Here is a 14,910-nt window from a genome sequence, read left to right as displayed (position 1 = left end):
CGAAGGACGAGGGTTGAGGCGGAAAGGGGCATTGTGCTGGGAATGTGGGCGCGGCCGGGATGGGTACTACGCATTTGCCAGGTACTACGCAAATGTCGTGCCATTTGTATCATCCGCCGTACCTTCCCGGCCCCCCGGACCGGCTACAGCGCCTGCACCTGCACAGGCGCGCCGGGTTTGCCGTTCTCGGACGGGGCGATCACGAGATAGCGGCGCGCGCCGGCCCCCGTATCGTCCCGCACCACCTGCCGGATCGGGCCAATCGCGTTGACGATGGCCGAGCCCGCCGGATTCGACATGAAGGCGGCGAGCGGCTCCAGCGGGCCGCTGCCGTCCGCGCGGGTGGCGAGCGCCAGCACGTAGGCGCGCTTCGGCTGCAACCCGGTCGCCGAAGCCTGCAGGACCTGGAGCAGTCCCTGATCGAACAGCGTGACGCTGGTCGGCGCATGGTCGGTGGCCACAGGCTTGCCGTTCACGACGCCATGCAGCTTCAGCTGCGTGGTCTGCCCGGCCACCCCCAGCGGCTGGAGTCCCTGCGTGCCGTCGCCCTCGGGCACGGCGTTCGGCACATAGGCGATGGCCTGCGGCGCCTGCCCGACCGGCACGTTGGCGACTACCCGATTGGTGGCGGTGTCGATGGCGGCCAGCTGGTCGGCGTTCTCCAGCCCCACGTAGATGCGGGTGCCGTCGCCCGAGGGCCAGATGCCGTGCGGCAGGCTGCCCACCGGAATCGTGGCCACCTGGGAGAAGTCATCGGTCCGGAACACCTTGACCTGATTCAGCCCGCCCACCGTGATGTAGGCGAAGTCGCCCGCCGCCGTGTGGGCGAAGTTCACGTGGTTGGTGATCGGGCCGGTCTCCAGCGTCTTGATCAGGCGGAAGGGCGGGCGGGCCTCGAACACCTGGGCCTTGCCGACGTCCTTGAGCGTGAACCAGACCTGCTTGCCGTCAGGCGTGGCGGCGATGTTCGGGCAGAACGGGCTCTCCTGCTTCACGCGCCCCACGATCTGATGGTCGGCCACGCTGACCACGGCCGTTTCCGGATTGAACGACGAGCAGATGTAGCCGTACTTGCCATCGGGGGAGAAGATCTGCATGCCCGGGCCGTCGGCCACGGTCATGCGGGTCTTTTCCTGGAACGTGGCGGCGTCGATCACCGAGATGTAGTTCTCCCCGCGCACGGTGACCCAGACCTCCTTGCCGTCCGGCGTGTAGAACGCCTCGTGCGGCGACCGTCCCACGTAGGTGACGTGCTTGACGGCGTTGGTAGCCGTGTCGATGAACGACACCGAGTTCGACCCAATCGACACGATGGCAAGCGTGCGGTGATCCGGCGAGAAGCCCATCCCGTGGACCAGCACCTGACCGCGATACAGCGGGCTGAAGTTGCCCGGCGCAGGGTCGCCCAGGCGGATGACGCCCAGCAGCCGGTTGTCCGCCGGGTCCGTCACGGAAACCGTGTTGGAGAACTGCTCGGCGGCATAGAGGCGGTCGCGGTGGCTGATGGGGACGTCCGGGGCCGTCGACGGTCCCGGCGCCTGCCCGGCCAGAACCGCGCTGGCCGCGCCGAGCAGCAGCATGAGGGAGAGGGTGTTCCTGAGGGAATGTCTTGTCATGGTCGTGGGCGCATCAGTGCGCGTGAGCGGAATGGCTGGGGGTGGTGGGTTGGCTGGCCGATTGGGCCGGATCGGGGCGGGTGGGCGCCGGCGCGGATGGGGGCAGGGGCTGTCCGAGCGCGAGCCGCATCGCGGCAATCTCCTGCAACTGGTCGACGATGATTTCCTGCGCGATGCGTCGGAGCTGCTCGTTCTTGCCGTGGCGCAGCTCGGCCATGGCCATGTCGATGGCGCCCTGATGGTGGGGAATCATCATCGCGACGAAGTCCTCGTCGACGTTGCCGCCGGGCTTGACCGCCATGTCGTCCATCATTTTTGTCATGGCGGCATCGCTTTCCGACAGGAACGCAGCGCTGTCAGGGCTGGCGGGCGGGGCGGCGACGGCGGGCAGCGCAAGGGCGGCCAATAACGGCAGGAGGAACCTAAGCGGTGGTGATGGGGATCGGTGATGACTGGGCACGGGGCTCCTCGTGAAGGGTGGCGGCCTGGTTGCGGCCGCATGCCCCGTAAACGCAGGACACCCTGCTGTTATTCCCTCGCCACCTCAGGGTAAATTTATACCCGGGTAATATTGACTTTAATTTTATCCGGGTATAAATTGCGGACGTCATCACGGGGAGCCACCATGAGCCCAATCGATCATCTTCCGTCCCATACCGCCTTCGAAGGCCATCGTCGCCTCGCCTCCGGCCCGCTCGGCGTGGTTGCGCTCGCGGTCAGGCGGGCGATGGAGGGGGGCACCAGCGACCCGGTGCTGGTGTTCGACAACGCCACCGGGCGCACCATCGACATCGACACACGCGGCAGCGATGCGGACATCGTCGCCCGTTTTAGCCCGGAGGGTGGGCGTGCCGATGCCGCCGATCAGGAAGACGCCCCGGACGCGCCGCGCGGCAGGGGCCGCCCCAAACTAGGCGTCGTGGCGCGCGAGGTCACGCTACTGCCGCGCCACTGGGACTGGCTCGCCCAGCAGCCGGGCGGGGCCTCCGTGGCGCTGCGCAAGCTCGTGGAAGAGGCACGCCGCGCCAATGCCCATGGCGATAACCGCCGCGTAGCGCGGGAGCGCGCGTATCACTTCATGTCCGCCATCGCCGGGGATCTTCCGGGCTTCGAGGAAGCGTCCCGCGCGCTGTTCGCGGATGACCGGCAACGCATGGACGAACTGATCGCCGGCTGGCCGGAGGACGTGCGCGGGCATGTGGTGTGGCTGGGGTTTGGGGGTGGTGCGGAAGCTAGATAGACAGCCTCGGCGAGCAGTCCCTCAATTGGCAATGACCGTCTTCCACAGCACCAGCGCGCCAATGTTCAGGGCCACGGTGCCCCAGAAGACAACCTGAAACGCCTGCTTCCGATTTTTGTGCCGAAGGAGGTGCTGGGCGGCGAGCGCGCCGGGCCATCCGCCGCAGAGTGCAATCAGATGCAAATTTGCCTCAGGAATGCGCCATGCCTTTCGATTTGCCCGTGCCTTGTCGTCCGCGTACGTGAGGAAGGCGATGACGCTGGCCAGAACGCTGACGATGCCGGCCTGTTGAGGGAGATCGCCACGGAGCGCACCAACGACCATGGCAGCCAAGGCCGCCAGCCCGACGAGCGCCGGCAACCAGTTCGCCGCGCCGCCGCCGGATTTTGGTGCGCCCGCTATCGCGACATTGAGCGCCTGCATCCGGCCATCCTTTCCTCTGGCCAGCTCGAAGCTCACGCGGTCACCCGGCTTCGGGTGAACTGAGCGAGTCTGCAATGCGCTGACATGGCAGAACACGTCCTTGAGGTCCGCATGAATGTCGATGAACCCATAGCCCTTATCGGCATGCCAGGATTTGATTCTTCCCGCTTTTCTCATGATCTGTGGGTCCTTGACGTGCCATGCGCAAAAATCGCGCGATATTTGGGCAGAATGGTACGTTAGAATTACTCGAAATAGTTCGATGTACCAGACTCGCGGCCTGTATTCCGAGGAACGCTGTTCGACAAGATGAACAACCACATAACCATACGACAGCTCCATAGTGCCGACGCATTGGAATGCGTTGGTGTACTGTCCGATATCCTCATTGACTGCGTGCAGGGTGGCGCCTCAGTCAGCTTCATGATGCCTATCTCGCGACAAACAGCAGAGGACTTCTGGATAAAGGTCGTGGAAGGCACAAGGCGCAACGAACGAATTCTGCTAGTCGCCGAGAATGCTGCCGGTCAAATCGTTGGAACCGTACAGTTAATCACCGCGCAACCGGAAAACCAACCACATCGCGCTGACGTTGCGAAGATGTTGGTGCATCGGGAAGCGAGACGCCAAGGCGTTGCGAGGCGATTACTGGAAGAAGTAGATAAGGTGGCCCGCTCTGCCGGAAAATCCGTTCTCGTACTTGATACCGTTACCGGCGGCGATGCTTCGAGGCTTTACGAGCGAGCTGGTTGGCAGCGCGTCGGCGATGTGCCCAATTACGCGCTGATGCCGGACGGCACATTCTGCGGCACGACGTTCTTTCACAAGCAGGTGGCGTCGATGCTAGCGGAATGAATTCGGCGTGACGGGGGTCCCGCCGAAGGCGGCCTCTTACCGGCCAAATCCGGCCATTCGACGTCGCTGCCAAAATCGTCGACACCTAGAACGACTCACCCGCCAGTGCATAGCATTTTCCATTTTCGACCAAGCCCATGGCGAATCTGAGGGACGGAGCGTCATCTCAGACAAACGCAGCGCAATCGATTACGCTTTACCCTTTCGACAGCGTTGGTGAAGGTGCTCATGACAAGAGACGACAAGCTGCGGCAGATCGCGGCGGAATTCGGATTTGATCCGGACGAGGAAATCAAGATCGGTGGAAAGTACACGCCTGTTTTGGTGGATGGGAACGTAGCCTACGTTGCTGGCCAAATCCCGCGAGTTGGGGAAACGGTGCGCTTCGTTGGCGTAGTGGGCGACTCCATTTCGCTCGACGAAGCGCGTCGTGCAGCAGGGACTTCGACGCTGCGTGCCCTGTCTCTAATCAAGAAAAGCTGCGGAACGCTCGACGCCATACAGGCGGTGCCGCGCATCACCGTATTTGTGCGAAGCGCGCCAGACTTCACGATGCAAAGCGAAGTCGCCGACGGCGCCTCTGACGTCTTGTATGCGGTGCTTGGCGACGTCGGCATACACACTCGCTCGTCTGTTGGTGTATTGCAATTGCCAAAAGGCGCGTCGATAGAAGTGGATTTTATTTTTACGGTGCGGCCTGTGTAGTGGGGCTCTATAGCACCTGCCCCGGCGCAAGCACCCCCGAGGCCGATAGCGCAGAGGCAAGCCAGGCGGGGCTTGTCTCCGCGCCGGATTGGATATTGGCAATCCGTTTGCGTTCTGCTTCCAGCTTATCCGCCGCAAGTTCAAGTATGGTGGCGACTTTCTCGCGTTCGATCACGACCACGCCGTCGGCATCTCCCACAATCAGATCGCCCGGGCGTACGGTCACGCCGCCGCATTGGACCGGGTGATTGATCAGGCCGGGGACAAGCTTGGTCGGGCCATTGGCATTCGTCCCGACGGCGTACATCGGGAAACCCAGTTCGCCAATCTCGTCGCGATCCCGCGCGGCCGCGTCCAGGACGACCCCTGCCACGCCCTTGGCCCGGCACTGGTTCGCCATGATCGCGCCCATCAGGGCGCACGTCTGATCCGCCTTGCCATCGACAACGATGACATCGCCGGGTCTGGCCATCGCAATTGCGGCATGAATCATGAGGTTGTCTCCGGGGCGAACCTCGACGGTCAGCGCCGTCCCGCACAAGCGGGATCGAGGATCCAGCGGCGCCACGCGGCCGTGCATGCCGCCGCGGCGGCCATTGACATCCGCCAGCAGCGAGGAGGCGAATTGCGAAGCACGTGCTACGAGGTCCGGTGATACACGCGCGATATCGGTCACGATGGCGCGGAAGTCCTGGCTGTCTTTCATCGGGATTCTCAGTTTGCGGTAACGTTGGCGGCCTTGATCACGCCCGCCCACTTCTGTCTGTCGGCCTTCAGGAATTCTCGGAACTTCTCCGACGAGTTACCCACGACCTCCATGCCATCCTGTTGCAGTCGCTGCGCGATATCGGGCTGCCGCAGTACCTGCTGCACCTCTTTTTGCAGCCGTGCGACCACCGGAGCCGGCGTCCCCTTCGGCGCACACAGGCCGGTCCAGGCCACGGGCTCGAAGTCCTTCACGCCCGCTTCGGCAAACGTCGGCACCTCGGGCAATCCGTCCAGCCGATGGGAGGCGGCGACGCCGAGTACCCGCAACTTGCCCGACTTCGCGTACTGCAAGGAGCTGATCGGCTGGTCAAATATGAGGGATACCTGGCCACCGAGCAGGTCGGCCATGGCCTGGCCGGTGCCCTTATAAGGCACATGCACGATATCAATCCCGGTACGCAGCTTGAGCATCTCGCCCGCGAGGTGGCCCGCCGTGCCATTGCCAGAAGAGGCGTAGTTGAGCTTGCCGGGGTTCGCCTTGGCATAGGCGATCAGCTCCTTGACGTTGTGGATGTTCAGCGACGCGTTGACCAGGGCCACGTATGGCGTATTGGCAATCAGCGACACCGGCACGATGTCCGTCTGGGCGTCATAGCTCATCTTTTGCAGGCTTGGCTGGATCGACAACATGCCTGTCGTGCAGATCATGAGCGTATGGCCATCGGCGGGGGCCTTGAGCATGGTGTCGGCGGCGATGTTGCCACCCGCTCCCGGCCGGTTGTCGATCAGCACTTGCTTCCCCAGCGCATCGGCAAGTTTCGGCGCGATCAAGCGGGCGACGATATCGTTCGAGCCCCCCGGCGAGAAGCCGATAAGAATGCGGATCGGCCGGGTTGGCCAGGCTTCCTCCGCCGTCGCAACGCTTGTGGCGGCAAGCGAGACACAGACGGCAAGGAGCTTCAGAAAAGCTGGGCGAATCAGGAGGCTGGGCAGGCTGCGCATGATGTTTCGTTTCGTCGTTGTAGAGGAAGTGTTGCGCTGGCGGAACTGTCGGCGGATCTCTGCGGATCTCTGCATGTTTGTAAGGTGTCTTCGTGGCGGCGCTACGCAAGCAGGGTTTCGGCCGCGTGCGCAATGCGCCGGGTGCCTTCTGCCAGCACTTCCATGCTGGTGGCGAACGAGAGCCGGAAATGGGTATCGACCCCATAGGCAGAGCCAGGCAGGAAGGCGATGTTGGCCGCGTCAAGCGACCAGGCCGCCCATTGGTCACTGTTCCGGATGGCGAGGCCTTCGCTGGTCCGGCGTCCGAAAAGGCCGGCACATGACGCGAAGAGATAGAAGGCACCGGCTGGCGGTTTGCACGCGATGCCCTCGATACGGTTCAGCGCTTCCACCACGAAGTCGCGGCGTTGCCGATAGACGTCGCGGTTCGCCGCGATAAAGTCTTGCGGCCCTTCCAGCGCGGCGAGCGCAGCGGCCTGCGCCACGGCATTGGCGCACGAAGTGCTTTGCGATTGCAGCTTGGTCATGGCCTTGATCAACGCTGCCGGCCCGCCGGCATAGCCAATTCGCCAGCCGGTCATGGCATAGGCTTTCGATACGCCATTGATCGTCAGCGTCCGGTCGGCCAGTTGCGGGCACACCTGCGCGATGGTGAAAAACCCCGTGCCGTCGTACATCAGGTGCTCGTAGATGTCGTCGGTCATGATCCACACATGGGGGTGGCGGCTCAGGACTTCGCCGAGCGCGACCAGTTCGTCACGGCTATAGGCCGCGCCGCTCGGATTGTTCGGCGCGTTCAGCATGAGCCAGCGGGTACGCGGCGTGATGGCGCCCTCCAGCGACTGTGGCGTTAGCTTGAAGCCCATTTCCGGCGAGCCGGGAACGAATACGGGCGTACCGCCCGCGAACAGCGTGATGTCAGGATAGGACACCCAGTACGGCGCGGGAATGATGACTTCATCGCCGGCCTGCACCGTGCATAGCATCGCGTTGAAAATCACTTGCTTTGCGCCAGTGCTGACGATGATCTCGCTGGGCCTGTAGCTCAGCGCGTTTTCGCGTGAGAACTTGCGCGCAACCGCCTCTCGCAGTTCGGACGTTCCGCCCACATCGGTGTAACCGGTTTTGCCCGACTGCATCGCCGCCAGGGCGGCCTCGCAGATGTGCGCGGGCGTGGCAAAGTCCGGCTCTCCGGCCGTCAGGCCGATGACATCACGGCCGGCGGCCCGCAGCTCGCGGACGCGCTGCCCTGCCATGGAACTGGGGGATGGTTTGATGCGGTTGAGTCTGTCGGCAAGCTTCAGCATGGGCGGTTCACTGGTGGATCGATGGACACCAGTATGTGAGCCCTCTCCGCATGCCACAAACGAGTAATAAGATTGCTTTGCTATTCTTTAAATTCCTGGATTGCTTCATAGTGGTGCCTAATCCGTCATTCAATGGGTGAAAAAACCGTGAATGTGACATTAAAGCAACTTGAAGCCTTCTATTTCAGCGTCACGAGCGCGTCATTCACCGTCGCGGCCGCCAAGCTGTTTACGACGCAATCAGCCGTCTCGAAGCGCGTGATCGAACTCGAACAGGCACTAGGCGTGCAACTGGTGCACCGCATGCCCAAGGGTCTCGTCCCTACGCAGGCTGGCGCGCGGCTCATGCCGATTGCCGAAGAGTCGATGGTGCTCAAGGACCGAATTGCGCGAGAGGTCGGCCTGGACAACGAAGTGCGCGGCACGTTCCGCATCGGCGTGACCGAACTCGTGGCGCTGACATGGCTGACACGCCTGTTGCGCGAATTGAAGTTGACGCACCCGGCACTCGAGATCGAGCCCGTGGTCGATGCTGGCCTAAGCCTGTTCGCCGCGCTGGAAGCCAATACGATTGATCTGACCATTTTGCCCGGGACGTACTGGGGCGATGCCTACCGGTGTGTCGAAGTTGGCCGGGTGGAGGATCTCTGGATGGCCAGCCCAAAGCTGGACATCCCCGATCGCCCACTCAAGCCCAATGAGCTTGCCGAATATCCGGTGTTGCAACAGGCGGCCGGCTCTGCAAAGAATGCGTTCTATGGTTCCTGGAACCGTGAGCACGGATTCCAGTTCAAGAAGGTCTTTTCCACCAACAGCCTCACGGTGTTGCGGGAGTTAACGATCGAGGGACTGGGCGTCAGTCAATTAGCGGTCGACTACTTCGCCTCGGATATCAATGACGGCCTGCTGCGCGTAGTCCGGACCGATCCAATGCCGCCTCCCCTCATCTACTCGGCCGTGTATCGGCAATCCGGTTTCTCGCGGGCCCTGGATGTCATCTCAGAAACGGCTGGCAATGTATGCAATTTCAAGCGGGGACCCTATGACCTTGCGGAAAGGCGGGTACGCATGATGCGGTAAGACAGCGCACGCGAATCGCTCTTATCGGGACGCGATCCACACGCCGTACGCCACAGCAATCCACGCCGCCTCGCGGCTCACGTGTGACAGACTGGTGCTTTCCAACGTCGCCTTGCGAAGACCCCCGTGAACCTCCGAAGCTTCCAACCAGGCGATGAACCGGCACTGTTCCGGGTCTACTTCCCGGCCATCCATGAGATTGCCTCTAGTGACTATTCCCCCGAGCAAATCGCAGCCTGGGCGCCAGCCGACTTTGACATGGCCCTATGGGCACCGCGGGTCCAAAAGCTCCGGCCCTTCGTCGTCGAACTCGAAAATGAGATCGTCGGTTATGCCGACGTTCAGCCCAACGGCTACATCGATCACTTCTATGTGTCGGGTTTCCATCCCCGGCAGGGAATCGGGACCCTGCTGATGACGCGTATTCACGAGGAGGCCGTGAATCTGGGGATAACGGCACTCACCTCAAACGTGAGCAAGACGGCCGAGCCCTTTTTCGCGCGCCACGGTTTTCACGTGGTCGAACGGAATTTCCCAGTCTGTCGGGGCGTGACGCTGGAAAACGCCCTGATGCGGAAGATGCTTTGACCAAAAAAAAGCCCGCGACGAAGCCGTCGCGGGTGCGGGTACAAATGTCGAGGGGTCAATCACGACAAGCACATTGTCCATGAATGTATGAGACATGGCGTCCCCTCGCACGGAGGGCACGCACTCTGAGTGAAGTGACTATTGAGCCGCTTCTCGCAGCGCCTCCACCAGCGACGTCATCAATTCGTTGTCTTCCAGCCCCCGTCGCCACATGAGGCCGACGGGCGGCAAGTCCCAGCTCAGCGCAAAGGGCAGGGTGGCGGCACCGCCCAGTTCCACCAGTTCGGCGGCCACCGAGCGCGGCACGATGGTGATGGCGTCCGGCTGGCGGCGCAGCAGGGTGGCCATCGGCTTGATCGAGTAGGTTTCGACCGTGGGCAGCGGCGGCGCCACGCCGGCCACCGCGAACATCGTATTGATGGTGCGGCGCACCGGCGTGTGCGGGGGCGGCAGGATCCAGTCCCGCTCCGACAGCCGTTTCCAGTCCAGCCCTGCCCGGGAGAGCCGCGCGGCGGCGTCCGCCGGCACCACCAGCACCGGTTCCTCCCGATACAGCGGCTGCTGGACGATATCCTCGCCTGCCAGGTAGAACGAGCGCGCGATCACGCAATCGAGTTCGTGCTGGCGCAGCGCGTTGACCAGTTCGTCGGTGGTCCCCTCCCGTACTAGCATCGAGATGCGCGGCGTGTGGCGCAGGCCGAAGTCCAGCGCGGCATCGAGCACGCCGCGCGCCACGTAGGGAATCACGCCGATCCGCAGCCGCCCGCGCAGGCCGGCCTCGATCACCGTCAGCTCGCGCCCCAGCGCCTCGGCATCGGCCAGCGCCGTGCGCGCGTGGGCCAGCACGGCCACGCCGGTCGGTGTCGGCTCCAGGCCCTGCCGGGTGCGGGTGAACAGCGGCGTCAGGAAAATGTCCTCGATCTCGCGCAGCGCCTTGGTCACGGCCGGCTGGGAGAGATTGAGTTCGGCGGCCACGCGCGAGACAGAGCGCTGGCGCTCGAGCGCCAGCAGCAGCGGCAGATGGCGCAGGCGCAGGCGCGAGACCACGTTGTGGAGCAGCTTGTCGGACGAAATGGGCATGATGGCGAAGGAGCGATATAACCAAATGGTAATGCAACAATAATTTTTTCGCCGTTTGCAGTTATTCCGGGCTCCTATACTCAAATGCATTCGATACCAGTCATTAGGCCATGTTCACCACCCGTCCGGAAATCGTTGGCACCTTCGGCGTTGCCGCCTCCACCCACTGGCTTGCCACGCAGACCGCGATGGGCGTGCTCGAGCGGGGCGGCAATGCCTACGATGCGGCCGTCGCCGGGGGCTTTGTGCTCCAGGTCGTGGAACCGCACCTGAACGGCCCGGGCGGCGAAGTGCCGATCCTGTATTGGGATGAAAAGACGCGCGCGATGCGCTCGGTCTGCGGCCAGGGCCCCGCGCCCGCGCTGGCGGACCCCGAGGCGCTGCGCGCCCAGGGTATGGAGCTGATGCCCGGCATCGGCCTGATGCCCGCCACCGTGCCCGGCGCGTTCGGCGCGTGGCTGACCATGTTGCGCGACCACGGCACGTGGTCCCTGGCGGACGTGCTCGCGCCCGCCATCGGCTATGCGCGCGATGGCTTCCCGCTGGTGCCGCGTATCTCGCAGGCCATCCTGGCCGTGCAGTCGCTGTTCCGCGACGAATGGCACAGCTCGGCTGATACGTGGCTGCCGGACGGCAAGGTGCCGCGCCCCGGCGCGCTCCACCGGCTGCCGGTGCTGGCCGACACCTATACCCGCATTATCGAGACGGCCCAGTCCGCGAGCGACTCCCGCACGGGCCAGATCGATGCCGCCATGGACTGCTGGTACCGCGGCTTCGTGGCCGAGGCCATCGACGCCTACTGCCGCGACACCCCGGTGCGCGACACCACCGGCGAGAAGCACACCGGCCTGCTGCGCTACGACGACCTCGCCCAGTGGGCGCCCACGGTAGAAGCCCCGGTGACGCTGGACTTCGGCCGCTATACCGTGGCCAAGTGCGATATCTGGAGCCAGGGTCCGATGTTCCTGCAGCAGCTCGGCATGCTGCGCCACGCCGGGCTGGAAGCCCACGCGCCCACGTCCCCCGAATTCGTCCACAAGATTGCCGAGGCCGCCAAGCTGGCGATGGCCGACCGTACCGCCTGGTACGGCGACCCCCGCTTCACCGAAAGCAAGCTCTGCGCGCTGCTCAATCCGCACTACCTGGCCGCGCGTGCGGCGGGCATCGGCGAGCAGGCCGCGCTGACCATGACGGCGGGCACGCTGAAGGGCGAGGCGCCGCGCATGCCGGACCTCGACGTCGCCACGCGCACGCTGGCCACCGCCGACGTGCGCTTCGGCGTGGGCGAGCCCACCTTTGCCGCGCTGCCGCCCGTGACCGAATGGGCCGAGCGCGAGCTGTTCGTGGGCGATACCTGCCATATCGACGTGATCGACCGCCACGGCAACATGGTGGCGGCCACGCCGTCCGGCGGCTGGCTGTCGTCGAGCCCGACGATTCCGTCGCTCGGCTTCGCGCTGAACACGCGCCTGCAGATGACCTGGCTCGAGCCGGGCCTGCCGAACACGCTGGCACCGGGCAAGCGCCCGTGCACCACGCTGTCGCCGTCGATGGCGCTGCGCGACGGCGAGCCGTACATGGTCTTCGGCACGCCTGGTGGCGACCAGCAGGACCAGTGGTCCCTGGCATTCTTCCTGCGTCATGCCGTGCATGGCATGAACCTCCAGGAGGCCATCGACGCGCCGGCCTGGCATATCGATCATTTCCCGGGTTCGTTCTGGCCGCGCCAGACCGTGCTCAACCGCATCAGCATCGAGTCGCGCTTTCCGGCGGCCACGCTGGAGGCGCTGCGCGCGCGCGGGCACGAGGTGCGCGTGGGCGACGACTGGTCCGAGGGCCGCATGTCGGCCTGCTCGCGCGAGCGCGATGCCCAGGGCCGGCTGGTGCTGCGCGCGGGCGCCAATGCGCGTGGGATGCAAGGCTATGCCGTGGGCCGCTGACGGGGCGGCAGGCATGGAAGGTATCGCGATAGCGGTATCGCACAAACAGTCGGCCCGCACGGGGCGGTCCGCACGAAGACAGAGGGAGTTGCAGTCATGAGGTCCGTAGTCAAGAGCCTGCTGTGCGGCGCCGCCGCGCTGGCAATGTCGTTCGCCGCCATTTCGGGGGCTGGTGCCGCCGATGCCTATCCGACAAAACCGATCACGCTGATCGTGCCCTGGGCCGCCGGCGGCTCCACGGACATCCTGGCGCGCGTGCTGTCCGAACACCTGACCAAGTCGCTCGGCCAGCCGGTCATCGTCGACAACCGCCCCGGCGCCTCGGGCAATATCGGCTCGGCCACGGTCGCCCGGGCCCAGCCGGACGGCTACACGCTGCTGATCGGCTCGATGAGCACCCACGCGATGAACCCCTCGCTGATGCCCAACATGCCGTTCAAGGGCGTGGAGGACTTCACCCCGCTGGGGCTGCTGGCCTACGTGACGAACACCATGGTGGTGCATCCGTCGGTGCCGGCGAAGAACGTCAAGGAACTGATTGCCTACGCCAAGGCCAATCCGGGCAAGCTGGCCTACGCCAGCGCCGGCTCCGGCTCCACCAACCACCTGAGCGCGGTGCTGTTCGCCAAGATGGCCGGCGTGGACATGCTCCACGTGCCGTACAAGGGCGGCGCCCCGGCCGTGGTGGATCTCGTGGCAGGCCAGACGCAACTGCTGTTCTCCGCCGGCACCCAGACGCTGCCGCACGTGAAGGCCGGCAAGCTGCGCCTGCTGGCGGTGACCGAAGCCAAGCGCTCGCCGCTGCTGCCGGACGTGCCCACGGTGGGCGAGACGCTGCCCGGCTATGAGCTGTCCGTGTGGTACGGCGCCTTCGGCCCGAAGAACATGCCGGCCGAGCTGGTGACGCGCCTGAACAGCGAGATCAACCGGATCATGACGCTGCCGGAAGTGAAGGCCAAGATGGACAGCATCGGCGTGGAGACCACCACGTCCACGCCGCAGGCGTTCGGCAAGATCCTGCGCCGTGACGCGGACCGCTACGGCAAGCTGATCCGCGAACTCGGCATCAAGGCGGAGTAAGCGTCGATGGTAGAACTCGCCAACCTGGCGCGGCTGAATACGCTGTGCGACCAGTTGCGCCACGCGGCGACGCCGGTGGCCGTGATGGATGCGGTGGGGCAGGCCACGCTGGACCTGCTCGGCCCCGGCCTGCTGACGATCAACACGTGGCAGGCCGAGACCGGCGAGATCGGGCGGCTGTGGTCGTCCGATCCGGCCGCCTACCCGGTGGGTGGGAAGAAGGTCAAGGGCGACACGTCCTGGACGCGCCAGTTGCTGGTGCGCGGCGAGGTGTTCGTCGGCGAGGGCGACGCGGCGCTGGCCGCCGTCTTCGACGACATCGCCGTGATCCGTGGCCTGGGTCTGAATGGCGTGGTCAACGTGCCGCTCTGCGAGGGCGGCCGGGTGATCGGCACCTTTAACTACCTGACCGCCGTGGAAAGCTGGACCGGTGACCAGATCACCGTGCTGCGGGTGCTCGGCCAGATGGCCCTGCCCGCCGTGGCGGCGCTCGCCGCCAACCGCTAAAGCCGCATAAGCCGTTGAACCCCGGCGCCGGCGCTGCTACTCGGTGGTGCTGGCGCTCCAGAAGGCCTGGCTGACCACGCTCGTGGCGCCCAGCCTGGCCACCATCGCGTCGAGCGCGTCGCCCTCCACCGAGGCGGCTGCCAGCACCGCTTCGATCTCCACATCCTGTTCACCGAACGCCCGCACCTCCAGGTCACGGGTGGGGAAGTCGGCCGCATCCAGCGCTTCCTCCAGCAGCCGCATGGCGAGTTTCTGGTGCTCGCGCGCAGTAATCACGTGCACGGTATGGGTGACTTCCACGGCAGGCGTGTCGATGGGCTGGCGGTTGATGCGGTCCACCACGGGCCGCAGCAGCGTGTTGGCGGCCAGCACGAACAGCGCGCCGATGGCCGCCTCCATGATCAGGTCCGCCCCGGCGCACGCGCCGACCGCCGCCGAGCCCCACAGCGTGGCCGCCGTGTTGAGGCCGCGCACATTGCCTTCCTCGCGCATGATCACGCCGGCGCCCAGGAAACCGATGCCGGACACCACGTAGGCCACCACGCGCACCGCGCCATCGTGGCCGGCGAGATGGTTGGCCATGTCCACGAAGATCGCCGCGCCCACGGCCACCAGCACATTGGTGCGCAGCCCGGCCGTGCGCTGGCGGTACTGGCGCTCGTAGCCGATCATGCCGCCGAGCACGAACGCGGCGGCGAGGCTGATCGCCGTATCGAGCAGCGATTGCGGATTGATGTTTTGCAGCGCTTCCAGGGACATGATCGCGGACTCCGGGGCCA

Annotated in this window: 16 protein-coding genes; 8 read left to right on the top strand and 8 right to left on the bottom strand. The window is 64.9% G+C overall.

The window, feature by feature from the left end:
* Positions 1–143: 143 nt before the first annotated feature.
* Positions 144–1,616, bottom strand: coding sequence for a YncE family protein (locus AC1DEL_RS07920; protein ID WP_477125699.1), 1,473 nt, complete (start codon positions 1,614–1,616; stop codon positions 144–146).
* Positions 1,617–1,629: 13 nt separating this feature from the next.
* Entirely contained in the window at positions 1,630–2,076 is a 447-nt protein-coding gene (locus tag AC1DEL_RS07915) for a DUF305 domain-containing protein (RefSeq protein ID WP_477125698.1), read from the bottom strand.
* 165 nt (positions 2,077–2,241) lie between these two features.
* On the opposite strand from AC1DEL_RS07915, the gene AC1DEL_RS07910 reads away from it, so the two are divergent.
* Positions 2,242–2,856: a DUF2239 family protein gene (locus tag AC1DEL_RS07910; protein WP_477125697.1), complete on the top strand. Its 615-nt coding sequence runs from the start codon at positions 2,242–2,244 to the stop codon at positions 2,854–2,856.
* A 21-nt stretch (positions 2,857–2,877) separates the two neighbouring features.
* Here the strand turns inward: AC1DEL_RS07910 and AC1DEL_RS07905 are convergent, their stop codons facing one another.
* Complete coding sequence (locus AC1DEL_RS07905) at positions 2,878–3,456, bottom strand: DUF1294 domain-containing protein (RefSeq protein ID WP_477125696.1); 579 nt, start codon at positions 3,454–3,456, stop codon at positions 2,878–2,880.
* A 132-nt stretch (positions 3,457–3,588) separates the two neighbouring features.
* Between AC1DEL_RS07905 and AC1DEL_RS07900 the strand changes: the two genes are divergently transcribed.
* Together AC1DEL_RS07900 and AC1DEL_RS07895 are read left to right on the top strand one after the other, a co-directional pair.
* Positions 3,589–4,134 carry an N-acetyltransferase family protein gene (locus AC1DEL_RS07900; protein WP_477125695.1) on the top strand — a complete coding sequence of 182 codons (546 nt, stop codon included), beginning with the start codon at positions 3,589–3,591 and terminating at the stop codon, positions 4,132–4,134.
* A 228-nt stretch (positions 4,135–4,362) separates the two neighbouring features.
* The gene (locus AC1DEL_RS07895) at positions 4,363–4,839 is read left to right on the top strand and encodes a RidA family protein (protein ID WP_441592806.1); all 477 of its coding nucleotides are present in this window, start codon (positions 4,363–4,365) and stop codon (positions 4,837–4,839) included.
* A 7-nt stretch (positions 4,840–4,846) separates the two neighbouring features.
* Here the strand turns inward: AC1DEL_RS07895 and AC1DEL_RS07890 are convergent, their stop codons facing one another.
* The 3 genes from AC1DEL_RS07890 to AC1DEL_RS07880 form a co-directional block, all read right to left on the bottom strand.
* Positions 4,847–5,545, bottom strand: coding sequence for an RraA family protein (locus AC1DEL_RS07890; RefSeq protein ID WP_092294648.1), 699 nt, complete (start codon positions 5,543–5,545; stop codon positions 4,847–4,849).
* Positions 5,546–5,553: 8 nt separating this feature from the next.
* Positions 5,554–6,549: a Bug family tripartite tricarboxylate transporter substrate binding protein gene (locus tag AC1DEL_RS07885; RefSeq protein WP_477125694.1), complete on the bottom strand. Its 996-nt coding sequence runs from the start codon at positions 6,547–6,549 to the stop codon at positions 5,554–5,556.
* A 101-nt stretch (positions 6,550–6,650) separates the two neighbouring features.
* Positions 6,651–7,856 carry a pyridoxal phosphate-dependent aminotransferase gene (locus tag AC1DEL_RS07880; RefSeq protein ID WP_454757964.1) on the bottom strand — a complete coding sequence of 402 codons (1,206 nt, stop codon included), beginning with the start codon at positions 7,854–7,856 and terminating at the stop codon, positions 6,651–6,653.
* Positions 7,857–7,988: 132 nt separating this feature from the next.
* Here AC1DEL_RS07880 and AC1DEL_RS07875 point away from each other — a divergent pair, with 132 nt between their 5' ends.
* Both AC1DEL_RS07875 and AC1DEL_RS07870 read left to right on the top strand, forming a co-directional pair.
* On the top strand, positions 7,989–8,936 hold the full coding sequence (locus tag AC1DEL_RS07875) for a LysR family transcriptional regulator (RefSeq protein WP_255370812.1): 948 nt from the start codon (positions 7,989–7,991) through the stop codon (positions 8,934–8,936).
* 126 nt (positions 8,937–9,062) lie between these two features.
* Complete coding sequence (locus tag AC1DEL_RS07870) at positions 9,063–9,524, top strand: GNAT family N-acetyltransferase (protein ID WP_477125693.1); 462 nt, start codon at positions 9,063–9,065, stop codon at positions 9,522–9,524.
* A 138-nt stretch (positions 9,525–9,662) separates the two neighbouring features.
* Here AC1DEL_RS07870 and AC1DEL_RS07865 read toward each other — a convergent pair whose 3' ends face one another.
* A complete protein-coding gene (locus AC1DEL_RS07865) occupies positions 9,663–10,604 on the bottom strand; it encodes a LysR family transcriptional regulator (RefSeq protein ID WP_092294656.1) in 942 nt (313 codons plus the stop codon).
* A gap of 110 nt (positions 10,605–10,714) precedes the next feature.
* Here AC1DEL_RS07865 and AC1DEL_RS07860 point away from each other — a divergent pair, with 110 nt between their 5' ends.
* The 3 genes from AC1DEL_RS07860 to AC1DEL_RS07850 all read left to right on the top strand — a co-directional run bounded on the left by AC1DEL_RS07860 (position 10,715) and on the right by AC1DEL_RS07850 (position 14,131).
* Complete coding sequence (locus AC1DEL_RS07860) at positions 10,715–12,544, top strand: gamma-glutamyltransferase family protein (RefSeq protein ID WP_441643740.1); 1,830 nt, start codon at positions 10,715–10,717, stop codon at positions 12,542–12,544.
* Positions 12,545–12,640: 96 nt separating this feature from the next.
* Positions 12,641–13,624 (top strand): Bug family tripartite tricarboxylate transporter substrate binding protein, encoded by a 984-nt coding sequence (locus tag AC1DEL_RS07855; RefSeq protein ID WP_092294660.1) that lies wholly within the window; start codon positions 12,641–12,643, stop codon positions 13,622–13,624.
* A gap of 6 nt (positions 13,625–13,630) precedes the next feature.
* Entirely contained in the window at positions 13,631–14,131 is a 501-nt protein-coding gene (locus AC1DEL_RS07850; protein WP_092294662.1) for a GAF domain-containing protein, read from the top strand.
* Between the two features lie 36 nt (positions 14,132–14,167).
* Here the strand turns inward: AC1DEL_RS07850 and AC1DEL_RS07845 are convergent, their stop codons facing one another.
* The gene (locus tag AC1DEL_RS07845; protein ID WP_092294664.1) at positions 14,168–14,890 is read right to left on the bottom strand and encodes an MgtC/SapB family protein; all 723 of its coding nucleotides are present in this window, start codon (positions 14,888–14,890) and stop codon (positions 14,168–14,170) included.
* Positions 14,891–14,910 lie beyond the last annotated feature (20 nt).

Source organism: Cupriavidus sp. 10L43_2 (genome assembly GCF_056395265.1).
Note: the sequence above shows the minus strand (reverse complement) of the source record. Positions and strands in the feature narration are given on the sequence as shown.